Source organism: Pseudarthrobacter cellobiosi, assembly GCF_023913755.1.
In the GTDB taxonomy this organism is placed as follows: domain Bacteria; phylum Actinomycetota; class Actinomycetes; order Actinomycetales; family Micrococcaceae; genus Arthrobacter; species Arthrobacter cellobiosi.
Window position 1 is genome coordinate 18472 of sequence record NZ_JAMXBJ010000023.1, and the last position, 21521, is coordinate 39992.

Consider the following 21521-nt stretch of genomic DNA (forward strand, 5'->3'; position numbering starts at 1 on the left):
GCGATCACTCTAATGAGAATCATTATCATTTGCAACCGAAGTATCCAAGGGGCAACTTATAGAGTGGATCCCGGGGAGCGCTGCGCCAGGCTCCAGCACCACCCCTCGTCAGCTGTGCCAGCGGCACCAAGGCTTCAGGAGGCCCCCATGCTTGTGCTCGTTATCAATTCCGGTTCGTCCTCGCTCAAGTACCAGGTCCGGGACGTGGCCGCCGGCATTGTGCTGACCGAAGGGATGATCGAGAAGATCGGCATGGGCAACGGCGGTGATGGCGACGGCGAAATCGAGGGCCCCCGGGACCATGCGGAGGCGCTGGAACTGGTAGATGCCGCGATCCATGCCGAGCTCGGGGACCTCGAACTGGCGGCGGTGGGCCACCGTGTGGTGCACGGCGGCGAGAGGTTCGCCGAGCCAGTGCTGATCGACAACGAGATCACCCGTGCCATCGAGCGCCTCAACCCGCTGGCGCCGCTGCACAACCCCGCCAACGTCCTGGGCATCCGCGCCATCAGCAAGAAGTGGCCGGACCTGCCGCAGGTGGCCGTGTTCGACACAGCTTTCCACCGCACCCTGCCCGAGCACGCCTGGCGCTACGCCGTTCCGGACGAGCTCTACACGAACCACGGCATCCGCCGCTATGGCTTCCACGGCACCTCGCACGAGTACGTCACGCACCGCGCCGCCGCGCTGCTGGATCTTCCCGTGGACGAGTTCGACGGCGTGATCGCCCACCTGGGGAACGGCGCCTCCGTCACGGCCATCCGTCGCGGTCATTCGGTGGACACGTCCATGGGCTTCACGCCGCTGGAGGGCCTGGTGATGGGCACCCGCTCAGGCGACCTTGATCCCTCCATCCTGGTATTCCTCGGCCGGTACGGGTGGACGCCGGAGGACATCGACACCATGCTCAACCGCGAATCGGGGCTGAAGGGGCTCGCCGGGAACAACGACATGCGCTCGGTGGTGGAGGCGTCAGAGGCCGGCGACGCCAAGGCTTCGATGGCGCTCGCGGTCGCGTCCTACCGGCTGGCCAAGTACATCGGCGGCTACCACGTGGCCGTCGGGGGTGCCAAGGCACTCGTGTTCACGGCCGGGATCGGCGAAAACTCGCACCAGTTCCGCGCCCTCGTGACTGACAGGCTGCACGCGCTGGGCATACAGCTCGACGCCGGCCTGAACAGTCAGCGGTCCAAGGAACCGCGGGTGATTTCCTCGGCAGCGTCCGTCATTCCCGTTTTGGTGGTGCCCACCGACGAGGAGCGCGCCATCGCAGAGGCAACTGCCGCCGTCGTCCACTCCGCTGGTACCCGGTGATCGAGCTTGTCCGCCCCGGTGTTTGAGCCTGTCAAAACCCTGACAAGCTCGATCACCGGGCTGCGGGGTAGCCTCAGTCCATGCCTGAGATCACTTTACCCATCCGCACCGAGCGGTTGATCCTGCGCCGGTTCGAAGCTGCGGACCTGGACACCTTCCATGCCTACCATTCGCTGCCTGAAACGGCTCGCTTCCTGCCGGGGGAGGCCAAGAGCTACACCAAGTGCATGGAGTCCGTGGGCAAGTACGCCAACTTCGTCTTCGAGAAGGAGGGCGACTGGATATGCCTGGCCATCGAGGCCGTGGACGGCCCGGGACTCCTCGGCGAGGTGGTGCTGAAGTGGCTGCCGGGCAGCGGGCAGGGCGAAGTCGGATGGAGCCTGGCGCCGGCCGCGCGGGGCAACGGCTACGGGGCCGAGGCCGCGGATGCGGTGCTGATGCTGGGATTCGACGAACTGGGGATGCACCGGATCGAGGCAAAGCTCGACGCCCTGAACACCGCCTCCGCCGCCTTGTGCGAACGGCTGGGCATGCGGTTGGAAGCCCGTTTCATCGACAAGTGGCATTACAAGGGCCAGTGGGCCACTGAGCTGATGTACGCGATCCTCGAGGACGAATGGCGCGCGCGCTCCCGGTGATCGAGCCTGAGCCCGTCGAGATCCGATCGATTGCTCCGTAACGGCCCTTTTGAGCGCTGAAAACGGCGGCTATGGAGCAACCGATGGGTTATCTCAGGCCATTGACTGCCTGCTGGGCCAAGGCCAAACTGGCGTTGTGCCTAGCTGCCGGCCATGCCGCGCTGGCAACAGGCGTGTCCGAGGAGAATCCGATGCCCACCGTGGAAGAAAACGTCTACATTGCCCGCCCGCCACAGGAAGTCTTCAATTTCCTGTCAAAGGGCGAAAACATTCCAGTCTGGGACTCCTCGGCGGTCCATGCCGAAACGGTCGGGACCGAGCCTGTTGCAGTCGGCACACGGGTCAAGGGCGTCAGCAAGGTGGTGGGCAGGAAATTCGACTGGACAACGGAGGTCATCGAATTCCAGCCTCCAACCCGCCTTGTATCCCGCTCGGTGGAAGGAAAGCTGGAATTCACTGTCACCAATGCACTCGAACCTGAAGGTGACGGGACCCGCCTGAACTTCCGGATCGATGCGGCATCTGGCCTGGGCGGGGTGTTCGGCAAGCTGGCCGACCGGTTCGTGGAACAAGCCCAGGCCCGGACTGTCCGCGCCAATCTCGCGACCCTCGCCGAGTTGCTCACTGAGCACCCCGAATACGGCCGGGATGACGGCTGAGCCGCGAGATCGGATCGATTGCTCCGTAACGGCCCTTTAGGGCGCTCAAAACGGCGGTTACGGAGCAATCGATGGACTACTTTAGGCCGGCCCCCGGGAGCAGCTCCGTAGCGCCCAGTGAATCGGCGATGAACGCGTAGTCCCACGCCCGCTCGCGCCACTGGACATAGCGCCCGGACGCGCCGCCGTGCCCGCCGTCCATCTCGATCTTCATCACCACAGGCTCCGTGCCGGTGGTCTTGTTCCGCAGCTCCTGGACCCATTTGGCCGGCTCCACGTACAGGACGCGCGTGTCGTTAAAGGACGTCACCGCGGCCACCTTGGGGTAAGCAACTGAATGCACGTTCTCATACGGCGAGTACGACTTCATGTAGGCGTACACCTTGGGATCCGTAATGGGGTTGCCCCACTCCTCCCATTCCAGCGCGGACAGCGGAAGCTCCGGGTCCAGGATGGTGGTGAGGGCATCCACGAACGGCACCTGCGCCACCACTGCGGCGTACTTTTCCGGTGCGAGGTTGGCCACGGCACCCATCAGCAGGCCGCCCGCCGAGCCGCCCAGTGCCGCAATTCGGGACGGATCCACCCACCCGGATTTGGCCAGCCAGTCGGTGGCGTCCAAAAAGTCCGTGAAGGTGTTCTTCTTGGCGAGCTTCTTGCCGTCCTCATACCAGTGCCGGCCCAGCTCGCCGCCGCCGCGGATGTGCGCGATCACAAACACCACACCGCGGTCCAACAGCGACAGCCGCGCGATGCCGAAACCGGGGTCCATGCTCAGTTCGTAGGAGCCGTACCCGTAGACCAGGCCAGCCGCCGTCGAATCCTGTTTGACGCTCTTGTGCCGCAGCACAGACAGGGGGACCCGCGTGCCGTCCGCGGCGTCGGCCCATTCGCGGGTGGCCACGTAGTCGCTGCCGTCGTAGCCGCCCAGCACCGGGCTTTCCTTGCGGAGCAGCAGTTCGCCGGCGGGCTGCGCCGCGGTGGGCAGCACAAAGTCGTAGACGCGCGACGGCGTGAAGTAGGACGTGTAGCCCAGCCGGATGACCGGTGCCTCGTAGTCCGAACCGCCGACGCCGGACGTGTACAGCTCCTCGTCGAACGCCGGTTCCACCGGAGCTTCCTGAGCGGGCGTACCGAGGCCGGCCAGTCCCAGCACCTGGACGCGTTCGATGGTGTCCTTGCGGACGGACACAATCAGGTGCGTGGAGGTGACGCCGGCACCGTTGACGCGGACGTCGTCGGAATGCTCGACGACGGTGCTCCAGTGCTGCTCGGCCAGCGGCTTGGTGAGCTCGGCGGGGTCCGCCAAGGAGACCATGGAGTTGATGGCACCGCGGTTGTGCGTGAGCAGAATGCGCTCTGATTTTTCGCCGTCAGGACCGGTGAGGAGGAACGGTTCGGCCTCGTAGAGGACGCGCTCGTCCCGTGAAATCACGGTGGTGAGGGCCGCCGTCGGGTCATCAAAACGCAGCAGGCGGGTCTCGCTGTACTCGGAGCAGCCGATGCCCAGCACGAGGTGGCGCCTGTCAGAGGAGAGCTCAAAGCCCAGCCACATGGCGACGTCGTCCTCCTGGTAAATCACCTCATCGTCGGTGACCGGCGTGCCCAGGACGTGGGACTTGACCTGGTACGGGCGCCACGACTCGTCCACCACGGTGTAGAAGATACGGGTGCCGTCGGGGGAGAAGCTGACGCCGTAGAAGATGTTCTCGATGACGTCCGGCAGGAGTTCACCCGTGCGGAGGTCCTTGATGTGGAGGGTGAAACGTTCGTCGCCGGCGTTGTCCACGGCGTAGGCGTAAAGGTGCCCGTCCACCGTGACGGCCGAGCCGCCCACCGAGAAGAACGGCTTGCCTTCGGCCTCAATGTTGCCGTCCAGCAGCACTTCCTCGCCGGGGATTTCGACGCCGGCCTCCACGGCGGGGGGAGTCCAGTCGGCCACGGGGTTGCCGGTGTCCTGGGCGCGGACGCGGCACTGGATGCCGTACTCCTTGCCCTCAACCGAGCGGCTGAAGTACCACCAGCCGTCCTTGCGGTTTGGGACAGACAGGTCTGTCTCCTGCGTGCGGCCCTTGATTTCCTGGAAAATGGCCTCGCGCAGCGGCTCCTGGTGGGCGGTGACCGCCTCCTGGTAGGCGTTCTCGGCCTTCAGATGCTCAACCACCTCGGCGGATTCCTTCTCGCGCAGCCACTCGTAGTTGTCCACGAAAGTGTCGCCATGGTGCGTCCGCTCGTGCGGGACCTTCTTGGCCACTGGGGGCGCGGGGGAGGCGGCGGCGGACGAACTGGCGGAATCCTGCAGCGGAGTCTGGGTCATGCCTTCAATATATAGAGCCGCGCCGACAAAAAGGCCGCCGTTCGCTACCGGGGTAGCCCCCTCCTGCCACGTTGATCTTTCACTTTTGGTCCCTAAGCCGGGGGCAAAGCGACTGTAAGTGATAGATCAACGGAGCCGCCAGTCGGACGGGCCGCTAAGTTACCGGCCGGAACCCCTTGAACCATCCTCCGCCGGGTGCTAGAACGGCATTACCGGGAGGATCCGGACGCGTTCTTTTTCATCTGCCTCTTAGGGCGGTTAGCCGTTTCGGCACGCCACAGCGCCAGATAGCGCATCGGCAGTCTGCGGGCGACCCTTCCGATACGGTGGCCCCCGGCCTCGCCGGGGGTCACTTTTTGGCGCCCCTTGGCTTGCTGTTGTGGCTTGCCTGGCCGTGCTTTTGCGGGTTGCCACAGAACGCGGAGCGGGACCTTGACAGGGCGTCATTATCGCGGGGTAATTGTAAGCACTCTTAGTAACTTTTGGGGGCGATGATGCGAAACCTAATTCCGAAAGGCATCCTCCGGAAGGTGCTCCTGCCGCCCACGTACGGCCTGCACCTGACACGGGGAGCTGAGTTCACGGTGCTCTCCGTCGAAGTCTGGAGCACGTGCCTGGTGGCCAACATCCACGTGGAATCCGCTGCCGGGAGGGCCATCCCGGAAATTGCCATCGAAGACCATTGGGGCACGCTCTACACCTTGCGGGATTCAGCCAGAATAGGCTCCCGGAACCTGCAGGTATTCACCCCGTCTGTCCCGCCCGGCACCAGGAGCCTGACCATCAGGTCCACCGACGACGCCGATGCGCGCCTGGTGGTGACCTTCGCCGTCCCGCTGATGCGGGAAGCCGGCCAAGCAGTCAAAGCGCCGGTTTCCCGCCCGGTCCGACTGCGCCGTCCGGCCTAGAAGCAGGCCAATCAAGAACGCACTCACTGCAGGGATTGAGAGAGCGTTCGGGAAATTTCTGCAGGAAGTGAGAGAGCGTTGGTGGGCGGGCAGGCGTATCCTGATCACGCAAAGGCGTACCCGCCCAGCGTGAGAGGGGAAGTTCCATGACCATCCCGCCAGTGCACGAACCAGAGCCGTTCCCGCCGGAACCAGGCCCGGACCCCTTTAACCCGGACCCCACCCATCCCGGCCACCCGGGACCGGACAGGCCCAGCCCCATCCCGACGCCGGAACCTCCCGGCCCGCTGCCAGTCCCGGATCCGGGACCGGCACCGCTGCGCCCGGACCCCACCCGGAGCTAAGTCACCAATGGAACGGCCCCCGGCATAGCCGGGGGCCGTTCCGCTTAGTTCCCGCTGGAGCCCGGCGCTCAGTCCCCGGATGCATACCCTCCCGCGTACTACCCGCCCGCGTACTCGGGCAGCCGGCCTTCGCGCATGGCAGCCGCCACCTGGGCGATCCCGCCATAGTCCGGGAACACCACCGACGCCCCTCCTGGTGCCGTGCCCACCCCGGCTGTCGGCAACGTGAGCGAAACAACGGCGTTGGGGTCGATGCCGCGCATCGCGTATGCCAGGACCGCCACGCCCACAGGATCAAAGCCCTGGTCCACGGTGAGGTAGCCGGATGCGAAATTCACCAGGGCCCGCACCGCAGTCACGTCGTGCAGGGCGCCGTCGCTGGTGAGCCGGGCGAGGATGGCGCGGAGGAACGTCTGCTGGTTCCGGACCCGCTGGAAGTCGCCGTCGACGAAGGCGTAGCGCTCGCGGACGAATTCCAGTGCCGCCTGGCCGTCGAGGTGGTTCACCCCCGGTGTGAAGACGTGCTGCGTTTCGTGAGTGGACTGAAACGGCACGGTGACGTTCACGTCAATTCCGCCCAGCCCGTCAGTGAGCGTCTTGAAACCGTGGAAGTCCAGCATGAGGGTGTGGTCGATGTGGGTCCCCATCAGGGACTCCACCGTCCGCGTGGCCAGCGGGATGCCGCCCACCTGCAGGCTGTCGTTGATCTTGGCGAAGCCGTAGTCGGGGATGCTCACGTACAGGTCCCGCATGAGGGAGACCACGTGCACGCTGCGGCGGTCGGCCGGGATGTGGACCAGCATGAGAGTGTCGGCGCGGTGGTCCTGCGATTCGCCCGTGGCTGCGGTGACGGCCGCCTGCTCCCTGGCATTGGCGCGGCTGTCGCTGCCGATCACCAGGATGTTCATGGGCGCCGCGGGGAGTTCCGCGATGGGTTCGGGCGGCGGGGGAGGGGCCGGCGCCGGTGGCGGTGGCGGTGTCGTCTCCGAAGGAGTGGGGGTGGCGGTGTCCGTGATGATGGGCGCCGGGGCTGCAACTTCCGCGGCAGGGCGGCTGAACAGCAGGGCGGACACGGCGACGACGGCCACCAGTACCAGCGACAGCACCGCCGCGATCACGCGGTGCCGTTTCAGCGCGGCAGGCGCAGCAGGCTCGGGGCCGGAAGGGGCCGGGCCGATTGGATCAGGACCGCTTGGGGTGCTCACCATGACTTAGTGTCCGCCCTCGGAACCGATTACGGCTACATCGCGGGGCGTGTCGTTTCCATGCTGTAACGTACGACGGCGGCGCGCCGGGTTCAGTGGAAAGCCCCGCAGTGCGGGGCGCACTAGGCTCTTGGTCAGAAACGGGATATCTGTGGGGGATCTGATGGAAAATACGAAGCCGGTTCTGCTTGTCACCAGCCGGGCGGCCTGGGAGAAGCAGTACGAGCGTTACAAGCGAATGGGCAAGCGGCTGAATACGGTCCAGGGGCTGCTCTTCATCCCATTCCTGGCCAGCCTGCTGTTTCTGGCAGGTGTGCTGTTCCCCCTGGTTGCAGGGGACATTGCCTTTGGCCACCCGGGCTACTACTGGTACCGCGCGGTAAGCGACACGGGGCTGCTGATCGGCGCCATATCCTTCGTGCTCTACGCCGTGTACGGCTTTCTTCACCGGCATTTGGTGCGCCGGGCTCATCTTGCCTTGGGGCTGAAGGCAGACGGCACGTTCGTGGAAGTGCGTGAAGTTACTCCCGAGGCGGCGCCGGCCCCTCGCTAGCGCCGGCCCCTCGCTAGCGCCGGCTTGCCCGGGAGCGTTTAGGCGGGAGTGTTCAGGCGCGCGTGCCGCAGGATGGAAACGATGGCAGGGGCCAGTTCGTCCTCCATCTGGCGGTAGATCTCGGGGCTGCGCCGGTAGGGGTCGATGATGTCGTTTTCGGAAGAATCTGCCGGCAGTGACAGGTGCCGGACGGACGCGGCGCGCGCTGGCAGCCCCCGCCAGAAGGCGGTGTTGGCACTGAGGGGACTGCCGCCGTCGTCCGCTACCGGAACGTTTGCGGCAATGTCCGCACGCTCGTCCAGGACGTCGAGCATCCGGGCGAACTCGCGGATGGTGAAGGTGCGCTTGAGTAGGGAGGCGTCCAGCTGGAGCACTTCGCCGCGGTGGCCGGAGGTCATGGTGAGCACCAGGTCCACGCCGCGCAGGATCTTGCTGGTCAGCTGCCGCGAGACGAAACCGTCCGGGTTCCCGCCAAAAGTGCGCACAATGTCGCCGGACAGCGGCTGCATCGGATCGCCCACCATGGCCCGGGTTCCGGCGCTGGTGACCTCAAATCCGCCCGGCCTCACCTGGTCCAGCCCGGCCTGCAGCAGCCGTTCAGCCACGGGGGAGCGGCAGATGTTGCCGGTGCAGACCGTCAGGATCCTCACGGGTGCGGGGGCAGATGCGGGGGATTCCACGGAACTTCTCTTTCCAGCCGATGCGCCGGACCGGTGCGGCCCGTCGTGTCTTTCAACTTAACACGTGCGGGTGCCGACGCCCCCAGCACCGGATGCCGCCGTCGTGATTTTTCGAGTGAAGACCCATCCTTGGAGGCATGGTGGTACGAATCACACTTGACCACCGGGATTCCCCTGTGGTCGCCGACCAAGGAGTGAATCGTGAAACGGAATACAAAGTTAGTTTTTGGTGGTGCCGGTGTGGCACTGCTGGCGGCTGCGTCGCTGGGTGCCATGCCGGTAATGGCCCAGAGCCCAAAGTCCGCGGAGAAGACGGTCACGCTGAGAGCCACCCTCACGGAGCTTAACGGCTCCGGGGCTGCGGGCACAGCCACTGCTGTTGTCCGCAACCAGAAGATCCAGCACATCGAGGTCCACGCCACCGGGTTGACGCCCGATGCCCCGCACGCCCAGCACATCCATTACGGCAACCAGGCCCTGAACGAGTGCCCCACGCTGGCGCTGGACAGCAACGGTGACGGACGGCTGAATACTGTCGAGGGTGTTCCGGCCTACGGCCCGGTTGTGGTCTCGCTCAACACCACCGGTGACACCACCCCCGCCAGTTTCCTGGACGTTTCCCGGTTCCCCGTCTCCCAGGACGGCAGCTATGACTACAGCCGGGACAACATCGAATTTACTGATGTAGCCGGGACCGGCTACCCGGGTGCCGGCGGGCTCGGTACCGCCAAGCAGATCGCTGACTCCGTCCGCGAAGGCGAGGGCGTCCTGGTGATTCACGGGCAGGACTACGACGGCAACGGAACCTACAACTTCAGCGATCCTGAAGGTGCCAGTGAGCTTGACCCGAACCTCCCGGCAGAGGCCACTGACCCCGCCGCCTGCGGCGTCCTGCGCTAAGCGCGCACTTCCCCGCCCTGCGGGCCCCAGCAAGGCTGAAACCCCAGTGCCCTGCTTGGCCTGAAGGCGGCAATGAACAGCAGCAGGTAGGGCCGGCCCGCGGAGTGCGGACCGGCCTTTCCTGGTGCCTGACGTTCGGCGCCGGCACGGATCCGGACTTCTTCAACGTCAGGCCGGCCGCGCGGGTATTTGTTGCCTTTCCGTGCGGGCCTGCCCGTAGCGGGTGAGGCCACGCGGCTTATAGACAGACAGCACTGTGGCTACCAGCAGCGCGATCAGAGCTGCGCCGGCGTCGGCGACGAGTTGGATCCTTATCCCTGTCATGTTCATGGATCCAAGGTTCGAGGCTGACGCGATCTCCGCCATCCGGGTCACTGGCTGCAGATGCACGAGCAGCAGGACACTCGCCAACGACGTGATCAGGAGTTTGATCAGGACCCAGTAATGCCGGAAGAGGCCCCAAGCGGTCCCGAGGGCCTGGACTATTCCGGAGAGCAGCGAAGCCACACTTAGCGGAAAGATGACTATCCAGCCGATGACGTTCATCCCGAGATACGCTGCCCGGACCAGCGCGGCATCGGTGGCCGACAGCCCCGCGATCGCGAGAATCAAGAACGTAGCGACTGTTTGTTCCCGTCCGACGATGGCCCGTGCGACGGGGTGTTCACTGTCGGATTCCACTGCGGCAGCCAGGGCCAGCATGCGGTCAGTATCTTCCCCTGCAAACGGCGGCGATGTCCTTCAGGTCCGGTTCGCCCGTGGTCAGGCTACCGGTCTTCTCGAAGAGGACGACGTCGATGGTCCACATACGTTCCAGGGCCATCCGGTTCTTGATCGGCACCCCGGCCCGGGCAGCCTGTTCGGCGGAGATCGCGATGACCAGCGGGATGGCCAGGTCCAGGGCGTGCGGGCACGCGATCACCAAGACGGTGACGGTGCGGGTGACGGCCTCCGGGACGCTGCCCAGCAGCGTCCAGACGATGGAGGTGATGATGCCCGCGCCGGCGGCGGCCGGAATTGCACGGGCCTGGACAAACCACTTCACTGGCAACACCCAAAGAATACCCCCATGGGTATATTCTGCAATGTGCTAATGCCCACAGCTTTGGGGGAGCGGGCGGCCGTGCGCTCGCCTTACCGCCAGGACGGTCAGCCGTGGCTGGGTTCCCCGGTGACGGTGTGGTCGGCGTGGTTCAGGCCTTCCAGGACAAGCCGGGCCAGGTGGCCGTCCGCGATGCTGTAGACCACCCTGCGGCTGACCTTTTGCGTGCTGACGAGGCCGCTGAAGCGGAGTTTGGCCAGGTGCTGGCTGACGGAGGTCCGGGAGGCCCCGGTGCGATCCACCAGTGTGGTGACGTCGGCCGGTTCCTGCGTCAGGAGCCAGAGCACGTGCAGGCGGGTGGGATCGGACAGCATGCGGAACGTGGCGGTCGCGGCATCCAGCCGGCGGGCATCGGGGAGCCGGGGGTGGTGAAGGCTCGGTGTGTTGACGGCCTGGGCCTCTGCCACCGGATCACCCCTTCCTACTGGCCGGTTCTGCGCCGGTCCTGGAGGCAGTCGGCCAGAATTTCAGGGCCGCTGCTGTACTGATCATAGCCACCACAGCCAGGACGGCTGCGGCCGCGGGCTGGCCAGCGGAGGCGCCGATCCAGCCGGCTACCGGGTAGGTGACGATGAAGCACGCGTGCGAGAGGGAGAACTGGGCGGTGAAGATGTAGGACCGGGTGCTTTCCGTCGCGGAGCGGCGCAGCAGCCGGGCCGACGGGGTGCTGATCATCGAGGTCCCGGCCCCCAGGGCAACCCAGAGCCCCAGCAGCACGAGCCACGGCCCGGCAGTGGCCAGCAGCACAAACGTGCCGGCGAGGCCAAGGCCAAGAAGCGCGGCTCCGGACATCATCAACGAACGGTCCGTGATTCGGTCCAGCGCCCTGGGTGCACTCAGCGCGGCGGCCATCGAGCCGGCGCCGTAACAGGCCAGGGCGATGGCGACGTCGGCGTTGGATCCTGCGAACAGGTCCCGGGCGTAGACCACCGTGTTGACCAGCACCAGGGCTGTTGCGGCGGCCACGGCCAGATTCAATGCGAGGAGGCCGCGCAGTTCCGGCGTCTTCGCAAAGATCCGTGCCCCGAGCGTGGTCCGCCGCCAGAGTGATCCTTCCTGACGGGGTTCCGGTGTGGCTGGCAGTCTGGTGGTCATCACGAGTGCCGCTGAGAACATAAAGCCTGCCACGGTGCCGAGGAAAAGTTCGTGGAAGGTAAGTACGGACAGGAGTGCTGCGGCCAGGGCCGGACTGATCAGGGATTCCAGGTCATAGGCGAGGCGGGAGAGTGACAAGGCCCGCGTGTACTGCCGTTCATCGGGAAGCACCACCGGGATCAGGGACTGGAAGGCGGGCGTGAACGTAGCGGAGGCGCTCTGAAGGACAAAGACCAGCATATAGATTTGCCAGGCCTGATCCACCGCGGGGAGCATCAGTGCGATGCCTCCCCGGGTCAGGTCCGCGGCCACCAGGACCGGCTTTTTTGGCAGCCGTTCGACCAGTGCCGCCATGACGGGCGCGACGAAGACGTAGGCCAGCATCTTTATGGTCAGCGCTGTCCCGAGCACGGCCCCGGCCTGTGCTCCTGCAAGGTCGAACGCCAGCAGTCCGAGGGCCACAGTCAGCAAGCCGGTCCCCAGCAACGCAACAATCTGGGCTGAGAAGAGCTGCCGGTAGGCGCGGACGGCCAGAACTTCGATCATTAGGATCCCTCAATCGAAACAATATGTGCGTACTTATGCACCTATTGTAGACGGCTAAAACCCAATGCCTGCAGGGCCAACCTCGAACGGGTGCACGGGAGATTCTTGGTCACCAGCCCTATTTTCCGAACCTAGGCTAAGACTTGCTTACTGTGCTCCTGTTTTTAGATAAAGATGTCTTTCTGTTCACTAGTGTTACGCGGGTCACAGAGAAGGAAGGACGCCGTAGCAATGACAGCAACAAAAGCACAAAACGTATCCCACTCCTCACTAGGGGCCCTGCTTGCCTCAAACTCGTCCTGGACCGAGCTGAAACGGGCCGCCGGAGAACTGCAGCAGATCCAGGTGAAGGACGGCTCGATACCTGATCCGGGGGACCATGACCGCGCCCTGTACGAGGTCGCCACGATCACGGCTTCAATCAGGGATTTGGCCCCCTCGTTCCCGCACGATGCGGAGTATCTGGCCCGGCTCGAAGTTGACTTCGAGCGGTGGGCTGCTTCCTCGTTCGGGGTCCCGGACTTCCTGGATTCTCTGCTCGCATTCCAGCCACAACAGCACCGAATCGACGGACTGCCGCATCTGGTGGTCTTCCCTATGTATACGCAGAACGGCAGCCCGAACCGCTTCGTGGAGGCCGTGCTGTTCGAAGTAGTGTGGCCGGAGTTCATCGCTGAACTCGAAGGTGCAGAGTATTCGAACCAGTTGTTCGTACCCATCCGCTTCATCGACTTCACACCAGGCTATGACACGAACTCGGCCGTGTTGTTTCCCGAGAGCGTAGCCGTTCGTGAAACCCCGCAGTTCACCTGGGGTGGTATTTTCGCGGATCGCGAGGCTGAGCGGTTCCGGAGGGTGGTGGCCGCAGCCAGCGACATCACGTCCCTCACTCTCCCCGACGGAGCGCGGCGGCTGCTTGAAGACCCTCAGCTGGCCATGGAAACCTTCGTGATGTGGGATCTGATCCATGACAGGACGCACATGCGCGGGGATCTGCCGTTTGATCCGTTCATGATCAAGCAGAGGATGCCGTTCTTTCTCTACACCCTGGAAGAGTTGCGGTGCGATCTGACGGCATTCCGTGAATCCGTCCGTATCGAGAGGGATGAGAACGCGCCGCCGGAGGCGCGAAACCACGCGAAACTCGTCCAGTATGCCGTTATCTTCGACCGGATTTTCCGGTTCGCGATGACAGGAAACCGGGTCCGTAATTACGACGGCCTTGGCGGTCAGCTCCTTTTCGCCTGGATGCACCAGCACAAGGTGCTTCATTGGACGGACTCGAAACTGTCCATCGACTGGTCGGAAGCGCCCGAAGTAGTTATCGAACTTGGCAAGCGGATCGAGGAGCTGTACTGGCGTTCAATTGACCGCCCGAAAACCGCTCACTGGCTTGCGGCCTATGAATTCATCAGAGCGACAGTCACCCCGAACCCCGCATCCCTCTGGGCCAAGGGGCCCGAGGCGCTGGTCCTTAACGGCCCTCCTCGGGGCCTGACCGACCAGGTGCTTGATGACGAGTTCCCACTTTCAATGTTCTACGAAGCACTGGAGAAAAAGATGAGAAACGTCATCGAATCCACGGCCGGAATCACCGGCGAGCCCAACGGCGGCAACAGCCGCAAGGACGCGGCATGATGGCTCCCGACGGACCCAGGACGGTCATGGTGGCCGGCTCCACCAGCGAGGCCGGGACCGCCGTCGTATCGGCCCTCAGCGGCGCCGGATTCCGCGTCGCCGCCGTGGACCTGGACACTGAACGCGTGCAAAACCTCGCACAGTCCTGGCCCAACGTCACCGGCTACACCTGCAACCTCGCAGAACCCGCGGCCGTCGGGGAACTGGCGTCCTCGGTCCGCCGGGACCTTGGACCCCTCGATGGCCTGATCCACCTGGTGGGCGGCTGGCGCGGCGGCGACGGCATACCGGGGCAGGAGGACTCCGACTGGGACTTTCTGCACACCAGCGTCCTGACGACACTGCGAAACACCAGCCGCGCCTTCTACGACGACCTTGAAAAGTCCCCGGCGGGACGACTGGCCATCGTGTCTGCCCAGGCAGCTGCCAATCCCTCAGCAGGTGGTGCCGCCTACGCAGCGATCAAGGCCGCTTCCGAGGCCTGGACTCTGGCGGTGGCCGACGGCTTCCGCAGCTCACAATCCGGCAGCACGGACCACCGGCAGCCGCAGCGGTCAGCTGCCGTCGTGTTCGTGGTCAAGGCCCTCGTCGACGACAAGATGAAGGCCTCCCAGCCCGACCGCAAATTCCCGGGATTCACCCATGTGAAGGATCTCGGAGCCGCTTCGGCCGCCCTGTTCAGCAGGTCCGCTGCCGAACTCAACGGATTCCGCCTACCCCTGGTCTGATCTTTCACCTATCCCGACCCGGAAGCAGGTAGGGAGATCGACCAAGCGCCAGTACAGGCGCGCCCGCACGCCGACCTGCATGCAGGCAGTCAGTCAGTCAGTCAGAAAACAATCCCATTCATGGGCCACACCAACCAAGAGGTAAACAATGTCGTTTTCTCCGTCCAAGAGGACAAAGGCACTGGCGAGTCTCGCCATCGGCCTTCTTTCTCTGACCGGTTGCACCAATGCATCACAGACCTCGGGGGGAGCTGCCCCGGGTTCCACTGGCTTTGATCCCGCCTCTGTGGCCAGGGACGATGCCCTCGCCGCGAGCGTCCCTGAGGCCATCAGGAGCAAGGGCACCCTCACGGTGGGTGCCGACACAACGTACGCACCTGCCGAATCCCTGGGCGGCGCCGATGGCCAGACCCCGGTGGGCTACAACGTGGATTTCGCCAAGGCCATCGGGGCGACCCTCGGCCTGAAGGTCAGGGTCCAAACGTCGGAATTCACGGGAATCCTGCCCGCTCTCGGTGCCAAGTACGATCTGGGAATCTCCTCCTTCACCATCAACGCGGAGCGTCTGAAGGCCGTCAACATGGTCAGCTACTTCAATGCCGGCACGTTGTGGGCCGTCCAGAAGGGCAACCCGAAGAATTTCAGCGTCGATGACATCTGCGGCAAAACCGTGGGGGTGCAGACCGGCACCACCCAAGAGGACCCCGACGTCTCCGGCCGGTCCAAGGCATGCGCGGATGCCGGAAAACCGGGCGTCAACGTCGTCACTTTGAAAACGCAGACAGATGTGACCACCCGTCTGGTGAACGGCAGCATCGACGCAATGGCCGCCGATTCCCCCATCATCGGCTATGCCCTCTCGCAGACCGGCGGCAAGCTGGAGGCCCTGGGCGATGTTTACGCTGCGGCACCGCAAGGAATCGCGGTCGCCAAGAGCGACACCGCACTGTCCGAGCTCATGAAAAACGTCATGAACAAACTCATCAGCGACGGGACCTATGGGAAAATCCTGGACACCTGGAGCAACACCAAGGGCGCCGTCACGAAGTCTGAAGTGAACCCGGCGGTAGGCAATTGAGCACCCTCGCACCCACTGATATCACCGACCGCAGGACCGGTGCCGCGCACCGGAAACCGGAGCTGATTGACGCCGTTCCGGTCCGCCATCCCGGCCGCTGGGCCGGCGCCGTCCTCATCCTGCTGTTCGCCGCGCTGCTGGGCCAGAGCCTGGTCACCAATACCAATTTCCGCTGGGACATCGTCGGCACCTATTTCATGGACGTGCTCGTCATCCAGGGCATCGGCTGGACGCTGCTGCTGACAGTCCTCTCGATGGTGATCGCCATCGTGCTGGCCATTCTCCTGGCCTTCATGCGCCAGTCGGACAATCCCCTGTTCCGCGGCGTGAGCTGGACCTGGGTCTGGTTCTTCCGCGGCACACCGGTCTACACCCAGCTGGTGTTCTGGGGCCTCATTTCTGTTCTTTATCCCAAGATCGCCCTGGGGATTCCGTTCGGACCGGAACTGTTCAGCTTCAGCACCCAGGACGTGATCACCGCCTTCATGGCAGCGATCCTGGGACTGGGGCTGAACGAGTCAGCCTATCTGGCCGAGATTTTCCGCGCCGGCCTGAAGTCCGTCGACTCCGGCCAGATGGAAGCCGCCGAGGCCCTGGGGATGCGCAAGTCCAAAATCATGTGGCGGATCATTCTGCCGCAGGCCATGCGCGTCATCGTGCCACCCACCGGCAATGAGACCATCGGGATGCTCAAGACCACCTCGCTGGTGCTCGCGGTGCCGTTCACCCTGGACCTGACATTCGCAACCAACGGCATCGCCAACCGCAGCTACCTGCCCATTCCGTTGCTGATCGTGGCCGCCCTCTGGTACCTGGTGATCACCAGCATCCTGATGGTGGGCCAGTACTACGTTGAGCGCCACTTCGGAAAGGGCGTGGACAACATCGTCCCTGCCCAGGTCAAGCCGACCCCGGCGGCCGCCGCAGCCAAAGCAGCCAAAGCACCCAAACAAGAGGATGAGCTACCGTGACCATCACCAACGACCTCATGACGAAGGAGACCCTCGTCCGGATTGACGGGGTCCACAAGTACTTCGGAGAGCACCATGTGCTCCGCGGGATCGACATGACGGTCCGGCAGGGTGAGGTTTCCGTGCTGATCGGGCCGTCCGGGTCCGGGAAGTCCACGTTGCTGCGCTGCATCAACATGCTGGAAACCATCAGCGCCGGCCGGATCCACGTCCGCGAAGAACTGATCGGCTACCGCGAGACCCGCGGCCGCCTGCATGACCTGACCATCAAAGAGATCGCCGCCCAGCGTCGGGAGATCGGCATGGTCTTCCAGCGCTTCAACCTCTTCCCGCACCGTACGGCGCTGCAGAACATTATCGAGGCGCCCACCCAAGTCAAGCGGCAATCCAAGGTGAAGGCTAGATCACGCGCGATGGAACTTCTGGACCGTGTCGGTCTCGGCAACCACGCCAACCACTATCCCGCGCAGCTCTCCGGCGGCCAGCAGCAGCGCGTGGCCATCGCCCGTGCACTGGCCATGGAACCGGAACTGATGCTCTTCGACGAGCCGACCTCGGCCCTGGACCCGGAACTCGTGGGCGAAGTGCTCAGCGTGATGAAAGACCTGGCCAAGTCCGGCATGACCATGATCGTGGTGACCCACGAGATCGGCTTCGCGCGCGAGGTCGGAGACACCCTGACCTTCATGGACGGCGGCGTCGTCGTCGAAAGCGGCAACCCGCGTGACATCATCGCCAACCCGCAGCAGGCCCGCACCCAGGAGTTCCTCTCCAAAGTTCTCTGACTGCTCAACCCAGGCGGTCCGGGCGTGATGTGCGAAGCGGATCATGCCCGGACCGGCATTTGTGTCTACGGCCGGATCACTCGAGCCATGCCTCGGCGACGCGTAGCGCGAATCGGAGTAGCCGCAGGTCAAAGACTCCGGCGCGGTGGCGCTCTGGCTATGATCGAGGTATTGGGTTCTGAGCTGAGGGGGAACACTGGCTGATGAGTGCCGTTACTGTCGCGCGCAACGTCCGAGCAGCTATCTGGACCATTCTGGCGGTCCTTGTGGCTGGGGGCGTGATCTGGTTCGCCGTGTTTACCGCAAACAAACCTGCCACGCCCGTGCCCCCGGCGTCCGCAGATTCCCAGGTGGTGAGGGAAGACAGCCACCGGCTCACCAGCCCACCGGCCGAGAAAGCCCAGCTGGTTGAGTTTCTGGACTTCGAGTGCGAGGCCTGCCGCGCCGCCGAGCCTTTGGTGACGGAGCTGAAGGAGGACTACGGGGACCGGATCACCTTCGTCCAGCGCCACTTCCCCCTGCCCGGACACCTGAACTCCGGCACCGCAGCCCTCGCTGTCGAAGCCGCCGCGCGCCAGGGCCACTACGAACCGATGGTCACGAAGCTGTTCGCGACCCAGCCCGAATGGGGCGAAAAGCAGGACTCCCAGGCCGCCCTCTTCAGGACCTACGCGGAAGGCCTCGGCCTCGACATGGCCCGGTTCGATCAGGATGTTGTTGCCGAGGACACCAAGGAACGGATCCGCCGGGACATCGCGGACGGGAAAGCCCTGGGTGTTACCGGGACGCCGACGTTCTTCCTGAACGGCGAAAAACTCGTCCTCAACACCGAAGCCCAGTTCCGGCAGTTGCTCGACGACGCCGTCCGGTAGCGGCTGCGCCTTGCCACAGCGGGGCGGCACCGAATTTACGCCCGCAGCTCCCGACTAATCCGTTCCATGCGTGCCCGCACCAACTGGAAACGCGCGTCCTCTGCTGTCGGCTTGTCGCCGAGCAGCCGTAGGAACAGCGTGGAGGCGGTGCTGGGACGGGAATGCCCGACGGCGGCGCGCGGACTCAGTGCCGCCGTCGGGCCCGCGGTCCGCAACAGTTCCTCGGCGAGCCGCACGCCGCAGCGCACCATCCGCAGGCTGTCCGGCGTCACGGTGTCGATCGGCCCCGAAACATCCAGCATGCCCAGTCGTGGTGTGTCCGCACTAGCTGCTCGGCCGAAAACAGCTGGGCCGGGCCCCCGGTAATGAGCGCCTCGCTGATGGCGTTGGTGCCGATGCCGGACTCGGACCAGTCGGCACCTTCCACAAACTCCAGCAAGTCCGCCTGCCGCAACGCTGACCCGCTGCCGACCCGCCACAGCACCTCCCCCTTATGGTCGGTGACGATCAGCAGGTGACGGCCGGCTGCGGACTCATCGGCGAGCAGCTGGGACAACGCCGGAACCACGGACGCCAAACGGTGGTCGGCGCCCAAAGAACGGGCTTCGGACACATCATGCAGATGCGCGGGACTGTGCTGCTCGGGATTGATGCCCAGAGCCAGGGAACGGCGCGGTGTTTGAGCTTCAGGCATCGCACCACACCCGCTGAAAACCACGCACATCAGGCGACGGCTGCGCCGACATGGCGCAGCCGTCTCTGAGGCATCGAGATCAGGAGGATTCATCACGTGATAGGCCGCGGACGGCTCTACCCTCGAAGGTGTTGGCGCAGTCCGGGGATGGCAAAGTCGACCTTCCCGTAGCCGGCAGACTCGATCAGCCCGGCTGCGATGAGCCTGTTCCGGTACTTGGAGACCAGATTGGGTTTGGAATTGATGATGTTCCCGATCTGGGCGGCTGACGAAGGGCCATCCTGCTGGGCCATCGCATCGAGGAACTCTCGGTCCTTGTCGGAGATGTCCGAAAGCGCCGACTCGACAACAACCAGGGTGTTTCGTCGAAGCGCGGCTGCGATGGCAGCGCGGACCGCGCTCTCATCCAACGTCCAGCCCGACTTACCAGCCTCCATCCAGAGGTAATAGCCGACGAGCTGAATAAGGAACGGGTAGCCCTCTGTGGCCGCCGCCGCCTCGCTGATCAGCTCCGGGGAGACGCTGATGCCTCCTTCGCTGAAAAGTTCCTGGTAGGAGGCGGTGACTTCGGCGATGGCCGCTTCGTGCAGGTTGATCCTGTCGGCCCGCCGCAAGAACGTGGCCACGCCTTCGTTGAGCAGATCGGACACGGCGGACGGGAGGCCAGCGAAGATCAGGCCGATCGGCAGGCCGTCGCGGATGAAGTGTTGAACGTCGGCAGCCAACTGCGAGATTTCTGTCCGGTCGACGGCGTGGATTTCGTCAATAGTGATGACCAGGCCCGTTCGTTTCGCGTCTAACAGTCGCAGGAGCTCCTCCCCGGTCCTGCGCCAATCCGGAACGCGTTCCTGAGGGAGTTGCGTGGTCAACCCGAACCCTGCGGCGGAGAAAGCCGTGATCTTCCGCGTTGGCGGACCGTCTCCGAACTCGTCGGCAAGGCGGAGCATGTCGTCGCCGATCTTTGCCAGGAATCCAGGATTGGCCGTCCGGGAGATCACGGCCCAACCGTGATCTCTGGCGATCGCCTCCGCAGCGCCGAGCATTACGGTCTTGCCGATGCCCCTGGATCCCGTAATGATCGTGAGCAGCCCCGGAGCCCCCGATCCCTGTTGCAGGCCGTATTCGAACTCGTCCAGGAGCCCGGATCGGCCGATTAGGTCCGGAGGCGTGGCTCCGGCGGTGGGCTTGAAAGGATTCTGCACAGACGGCCTCCGGGTGAAACCTGGTGAAAGTGGTGAAACTGGTGAAACTTTGGCCAGCTTAGCAGTCCAGGCTACTCGGCTGCTGAGCCGACGTTAGGGGCTGGTGACGATGACGAGTTGCCGGTGGCCCGCATGTTCGGGTTCGTCCATCCTCGACCCTTTGGTGCGGTACTTCGCATGATGGTCGATTTTCGAAACGCGTGCGCGCACGGCTCTCGTCTCTTCAACCGAGCTTTCAAACGAGCGCTCTCGCTCAAGGCACACAAGACAGATGGTGACTTGCTTGCACACCTGCTCGAGCCAGGCTTCACAGCCACGCCCAAACCGCATCAAAGGCTCTATATCTATGCGGCCACCCTGGCGTTCATGCTCCGGTCACACACGAGCGGCTCTGGCTGGCATTTGACCTTCAAGACTCAGGTCAGAAAGCTCGACATCGAGCTTCGAACGCCAGACGGGTCAACTCATCTCCCCGAACGTGAGCATGGGATTTCCCGCCCACTGGGCTGAGCTGGACATCTGGAAACCAACGTCCTGACTTTGACCGGCCCCGAACCGGCGCAAGCGACCTGCGGCAAACGTCCAGCCTGAACGATTTCTCATCGATTGCTCCGTAACGGCCCTTATGGCTCCTCAAAAGGGCCGTTACGGAGCAATCGATGGTCATGTGGCGCCGGAGCCGGCGGAAATCTTGCAAGCAATCCAGAATCCGGCTAATCTGTGAGACGTGTCACGGACAAAGTGGCACAAGCTTTTGATCTGCGGCGGGAGAGTCCTGCCGGTACGTTCAGCAGGCGCCGTAGGAGCAAATCCTCTCCGGGAATCTCTCAGGCCCACGTACCGCCGCGGTTAGGCAACTCTGGAAAGCAGTCCGGCAACGGGCTCACCGACGGTGCAAGCGTCACCCTGCGAAAGCGGGTGGGCGCGGAAACTCTCAGGTCCCATACAGAGCGGGGAGGAACCCGAATCAATGTGGCGTACCCAGCGCGCCACCTGAATTATGGAGTTCCTTCATGACCATCCAGTCGTCCCCTTCCACCTTTGCCGATCGGCATATTGGTGCGCGCCGCCAGGCCGATATTGACGCCATGCTCAAGGCCGTCGGCTATGACAGCGTTGACGGCCTCGTGGACGTTGCCGTCCCCGACTCCATCCGCCAGGCCAAGCCGCTGGCCCTCGAGGACGCCCTCAGTGAGGTTGAGGTTCTTGCCGAGCTGCGGAAGCTCGCGGCGAAGAACAAGACGGCTGTGCAGATGATCGGCCAGGGCTACTACGACACCGTGACGCCCGCG

The 21521-nt window shown here is 64.2% G+C and carries 22 protein-coding genes, 1 pseudogene and 1 riboswitch; of the genes and pseudogenes, 14 read left to right on the forward strand and 9 right to left on the reverse strand.

Annotation, left to right across the window (positions count from 1 at the left end):
* Positions 1–147 precede the first annotated feature (147 nt).
* The 3 genes from NG696_RS01375 to NG696_RS01385 all read left to right on the forward strand — a co-directional run bounded on the left by NG696_RS01375 (position 148) and on the right by NG696_RS01385 (position 2611).
* Positions 148–1314 carry an acetate kinase gene (locus NG696_RS01375; RefSeq protein WP_252573628.1) on the forward strand — a complete coding sequence of 389 codons (1167 nt, stop codon included), beginning with the start codon at positions 148–150 and terminating at the stop codon, positions 1312–1314.
* Between the two features lie 80 nt (positions 1315–1394).
* Positions 1395–1952: a GNAT family N-acetyltransferase gene (locus NG696_RS01380; RefSeq protein ID WP_252573629.1), complete on the forward strand. Its 558-nt coding sequence runs from the start codon at positions 1395–1397 to the stop codon at positions 1950–1952.
* An 83-nt stretch (positions 1953–2035) separates the two neighbouring features.
* Positions 2036–2611, forward strand: coding sequence for an SRPBCC family protein (locus tag NG696_RS01385; protein ID WP_252570182.1), 576 nt, complete (start codon positions 2036–2038; stop codon positions 2609–2611).
* Between the two features lie 76 nt (positions 2612–2687).
* On the opposite strand, the gene NG696_RS01390 is transcribed toward NG696_RS01385, so the two are convergent.
* Positions 2688–4928 carry a S9 family peptidase gene (locus NG696_RS01390; protein ID WP_252573630.1) on the reverse strand — a complete coding sequence of 747 codons (2241 nt, stop codon included), beginning with the start codon at positions 4926–4928 and terminating at the stop codon, positions 2688–2690.
* A gap of 494 nt (positions 4929–5422) precedes the next feature.
* Between NG696_RS01390 and NG696_RS01395 the strand changes: the two genes are divergently transcribed.
* The gene (locus NG696_RS01395) at positions 5423–5836 is read left to right on the forward strand and encodes a hypothetical protein (protein ID WP_252570154.1); all 414 of its coding nucleotides are present in this window, start codon (positions 5423–5425) and stop codon (positions 5834–5836) included.
* Between the two features lie 146 nt (positions 5837–5982).
* Positions 5983–6180 (forward strand): hypothetical protein, encoded by a 198-nt coding sequence (locus tag NG696_RS01400; protein ID WP_252570151.1) that lies wholly within the window; start codon positions 5983–5985, stop codon positions 6178–6180.
* A 98-nt stretch (positions 6181–6278) separates the two neighbouring features.
* Here NG696_RS01400 and NG696_RS01405 read toward each other — a convergent pair whose 3' ends face one another.
* Entirely contained in the window at positions 6279–7385 is a 1107-nt protein-coding gene (locus tag NG696_RS01405) for an LCP family protein (RefSeq protein ID WP_252573631.1), read from the reverse strand.
* A 151-nt stretch (positions 7386–7536) separates the two neighbouring features.
* On the opposite strand from NG696_RS01405, the gene NG696_RS01410 reads away from it, so the two are divergent.
* Positions 7537–7938, forward strand: coding sequence for a hypothetical protein (locus tag NG696_RS01410; protein WP_252573632.1), 402 nt, complete (start codon positions 7537–7539; stop codon positions 7936–7938).
* A 38-nt stretch (positions 7939–7976) separates the two neighbouring features.
* Here NG696_RS01410 and NG696_RS01415 read toward each other — a convergent pair whose 3' ends face one another.
* The gene (locus NG696_RS01415) at positions 7977–8618 is read right to left on the reverse strand and encodes an arsenate reductase/protein-tyrosine-phosphatase family protein (protein WP_252570144.1); all 642 of its coding nucleotides are present in this window, start codon (positions 8616–8618) and stop codon (positions 7977–7979) included.
* A gap of 201 nt (positions 8619–8819) precedes the next feature.
* Between NG696_RS01415 and NG696_RS01420 the strand changes: the two genes are divergently transcribed.
* The gene (locus NG696_RS01420; protein ID WP_252570142.1) at positions 8820–9518 is read left to right on the forward strand and encodes a hypothetical protein; all 699 of its coding nucleotides are present in this window, start codon (positions 8820–8822) and stop codon (positions 9516–9518) included.
* A gap of 639 nt (positions 9519–10157) precedes the next feature.
* Here the strand turns inward: NG696_RS01420 and NG696_RS01425 are convergent.
* From NG696_RS01425 to NG696_RS01435, 3 genes and pseudogenes are all read right to left on the reverse strand, one after another.
* A pseudogene (locus tag NG696_RS01425) lies at positions 10158–10527 on the reverse strand (heavy metal translocating P-type ATPase); the annotation flags it as partial.
* 140 nt (positions 10528–10667) lie between these two features.
* Positions 10668–11027, reverse strand: coding sequence for an ArsR/SmtB family transcription factor (locus tag NG696_RS01430; RefSeq protein WP_252570139.1), 360 nt, complete (start codon positions 11025–11027; stop codon positions 10668–10670).
* A 4-nt stretch (positions 11028–11031) separates the two neighbouring features.
* Positions 11032–12261, reverse strand: a complete 1230-nt coding sequence (locus NG696_RS01435) for an MFS transporter (RefSeq protein ID WP_252573633.1) — start codon at positions 12259–12261, stop codon at positions 11032–11034.
* A gap of 231 nt (positions 12262–12492) precedes the next feature.
* Between NG696_RS01435 and NG696_RS01440 the strand changes: the two genes are divergently transcribed.
* From NG696_RS01440 to NG696_RS01465, 6 genes are all read left to right on the forward strand, one after another.
* A complete protein-coding gene (locus tag NG696_RS01440) occupies positions 12493–13899 on the forward strand; it encodes a DUF6421 family protein (protein ID WP_252573638.1) in 1407 nt (468 codons plus the stop codon).
* Positions 13896–14627 (forward strand): SDR family NAD(P)-dependent oxidoreductase, encoded by a 732-nt coding sequence (locus tag NG696_RS01445; protein WP_308291923.1) that lies wholly within the window; start codon positions 13896–13898, stop codon positions 14625–14627. The genes NG696_RS01440 and NG696_RS01445 overlap by 4 nt, the downstream gene beginning before the upstream one ends.
* Positions 14628–14913: 286 nt before the next feature.
* Positions 14914–15705, forward strand: a complete 792-nt coding sequence (locus NG696_RS01450; protein WP_252573634.1) for an ABC transporter substrate-binding protein — start codon at positions 14914–14916, stop codon at positions 15703–15705.
* A complete protein-coding gene (locus tag NG696_RS01455; RefSeq protein ID WP_374211165.1) occupies positions 15702–16676 on the forward strand; it encodes an amino acid ABC transporter permease in 975 nt (324 codons plus the stop codon). Before NG696_RS01450 ends, NG696_RS01455 begins: the two co-directional genes overlap by 4 nt.
* A 17-nt stretch (positions 16677–16693) precedes the next feature.
* Positions 16694–17461 (forward strand): amino acid ABC transporter ATP-binding protein, encoded by a 768-nt coding sequence (locus tag NG696_RS01460; protein ID WP_058932985.1) that lies wholly within the window; start codon positions 16694–16696, stop codon positions 17459–17461.
* A 203-nt stretch (positions 17462–17664) separates the two neighbouring features.
* Positions 17665–18333, forward strand: a complete 669-nt coding sequence (locus NG696_RS01465; RefSeq protein ID WP_252573635.1) for a DsbA family protein — start codon at positions 17665–17667, stop codon at positions 18331–18333.
* Positions 18334–18368: 35 nt separating this feature from the next.
* Here NG696_RS01465 and NG696_RS20890 read toward each other — a convergent pair whose 3' ends face one another.
* From NG696_RS20890 to NG696_RS01475, 3 genes are all read right to left on the reverse strand, one after another.
* Positions 18369–18635, reverse strand: a complete 267-nt coding sequence (locus NG696_RS20890; RefSeq protein ID WP_308291924.1) for a hypothetical protein — start codon at positions 18633–18635, stop codon at positions 18369–18371.
* The gene (locus tag NG696_RS01470) at positions 18602–19027 is read right to left on the reverse strand and encodes a hypothetical protein (RefSeq protein WP_308291925.1); all 426 of its coding nucleotides are present in this window, start codon (positions 19025–19027) and stop codon (positions 18602–18604) included. The genes NG696_RS20890 and NG696_RS01470 overlap by 34 nt, the downstream gene beginning before the upstream one ends.
* 116 nt (positions 19028–19143) lie before the next feature.
* Positions 19144–20229 (reverse strand): DUF8462 domain-containing protein, encoded by a 1086-nt coding sequence (locus tag NG696_RS01475; protein ID WP_252573636.1) that lies wholly within the window; start codon positions 20227–20229, stop codon positions 19144–19146.
* Positions 20230–20984: 755 nt separating this feature from the next.
* A riboswitch (glycine riboswitch) is annotated at positions 20985–21082 on the forward strand.
* A gap of 160 nt (positions 21083–21242) precedes the next feature.
* Here NG696_RS01475 and NG696_RS01480 point away from each other — a divergent pair.
* On the forward strand, positions 21243–21521 hold a 279-nt coding region (locus NG696_RS01480), incomplete at its 3' end, for a hypothetical protein (protein ID WP_252573637.1).

What these genes read in the sequence shown, in the direction of transcription:
- NG696_RS01375 (WP_252573628.1), top strand. Translation starts at nt 148, where the DNA reads ATGCTTGTGCTCGTTATCAATTCCGGTTCGTCCTCGCTCAAGTACCAG.
- NG696_RS01390 (WP_252573630.1), bottom strand. Translation starts at nt 4,928, where the DNA reads ATGACCCAGACTCCGCTGCAGGATTCCGCCAGTTCGTCCGCCGCCGCC.
- NG696_RS01470 (WP_308291925.1), bottom strand. Translation starts at nt 19,027, where the DNA reads ATGCCTGAAGCTCAAACACCGCGCCGTTCCCTGGCTCTGGGCATCAAT.
- NG696_RS01435 (WP_252573633.1), bottom strand. Translation starts at nt 12,261, where the DNA reads ATGATCGAAGTTCTGGCCGTCCGCGCCTACCGGCAGCTCTTCTCAGCC.
- NG696_RS01440 (WP_252573638.1), top strand. Translation starts at nt 12,493, where the DNA reads ATGACAGCAACAAAAGCACAAAACGTATCCCACTCCTCACTAGGGGCC.
- NG696_RS01445 (WP_308291923.1), top strand. Translation starts at nt 13,896, where the DNA reads ATGATGGCTCCCGACGGACCCAGGACGGTCATGGTGGCCGGCTCCACC.
- NG696_RS01460 (WP_058932985.1), top strand. Translation starts at nt 16,694, where the DNA reads ATGACGAAGGAGACCCTCGTCCGGATTGACGGGGTCCACAAGTACTTC.
- NG696_RS01380 (WP_252573629.1), top strand. Translation starts at nt 1,395, where the DNA reads ATGCCTGAGATCACTTTACCCATCCGCACCGAGCGGTTGATCCTGCGC.
- NG696_RS20890 (WP_308291924.1), bottom strand. Translation starts at nt 18,635, where the DNA reads ATGCTGGATGTTTCGGGGCCGATCGACACCGTGACGCCGGACAGCCTG.
- NG696_RS01395 (WP_252570154.1), top strand. Translation starts at nt 5,423, where the DNA reads ATGCGAAACCTAATTCCGAAAGGCATCCTCCGGAAGGTGCTCCTGCCG.
- NG696_RS01385 (WP_252570182.1), top strand. Translation starts at nt 2,036, where the DNA reads ATGGGTTATCTCAGGCCATTGACTGCCTGCTGGGCCAAGGCCAAACTG.
- NG696_RS01400 (WP_252570151.1), top strand. Translation starts at nt 5,983, where the DNA reads ATGACCATCCCGCCAGTGCACGAACCAGAGCCGTTCCCGCCGGAACCA.
- NG696_RS01465 (WP_252573635.1), top strand. Translation starts at nt 17,665, where the DNA reads ATGAGTGCCGTTACTGTCGCGCGCAACGTCCGAGCAGCTATCTGGACC.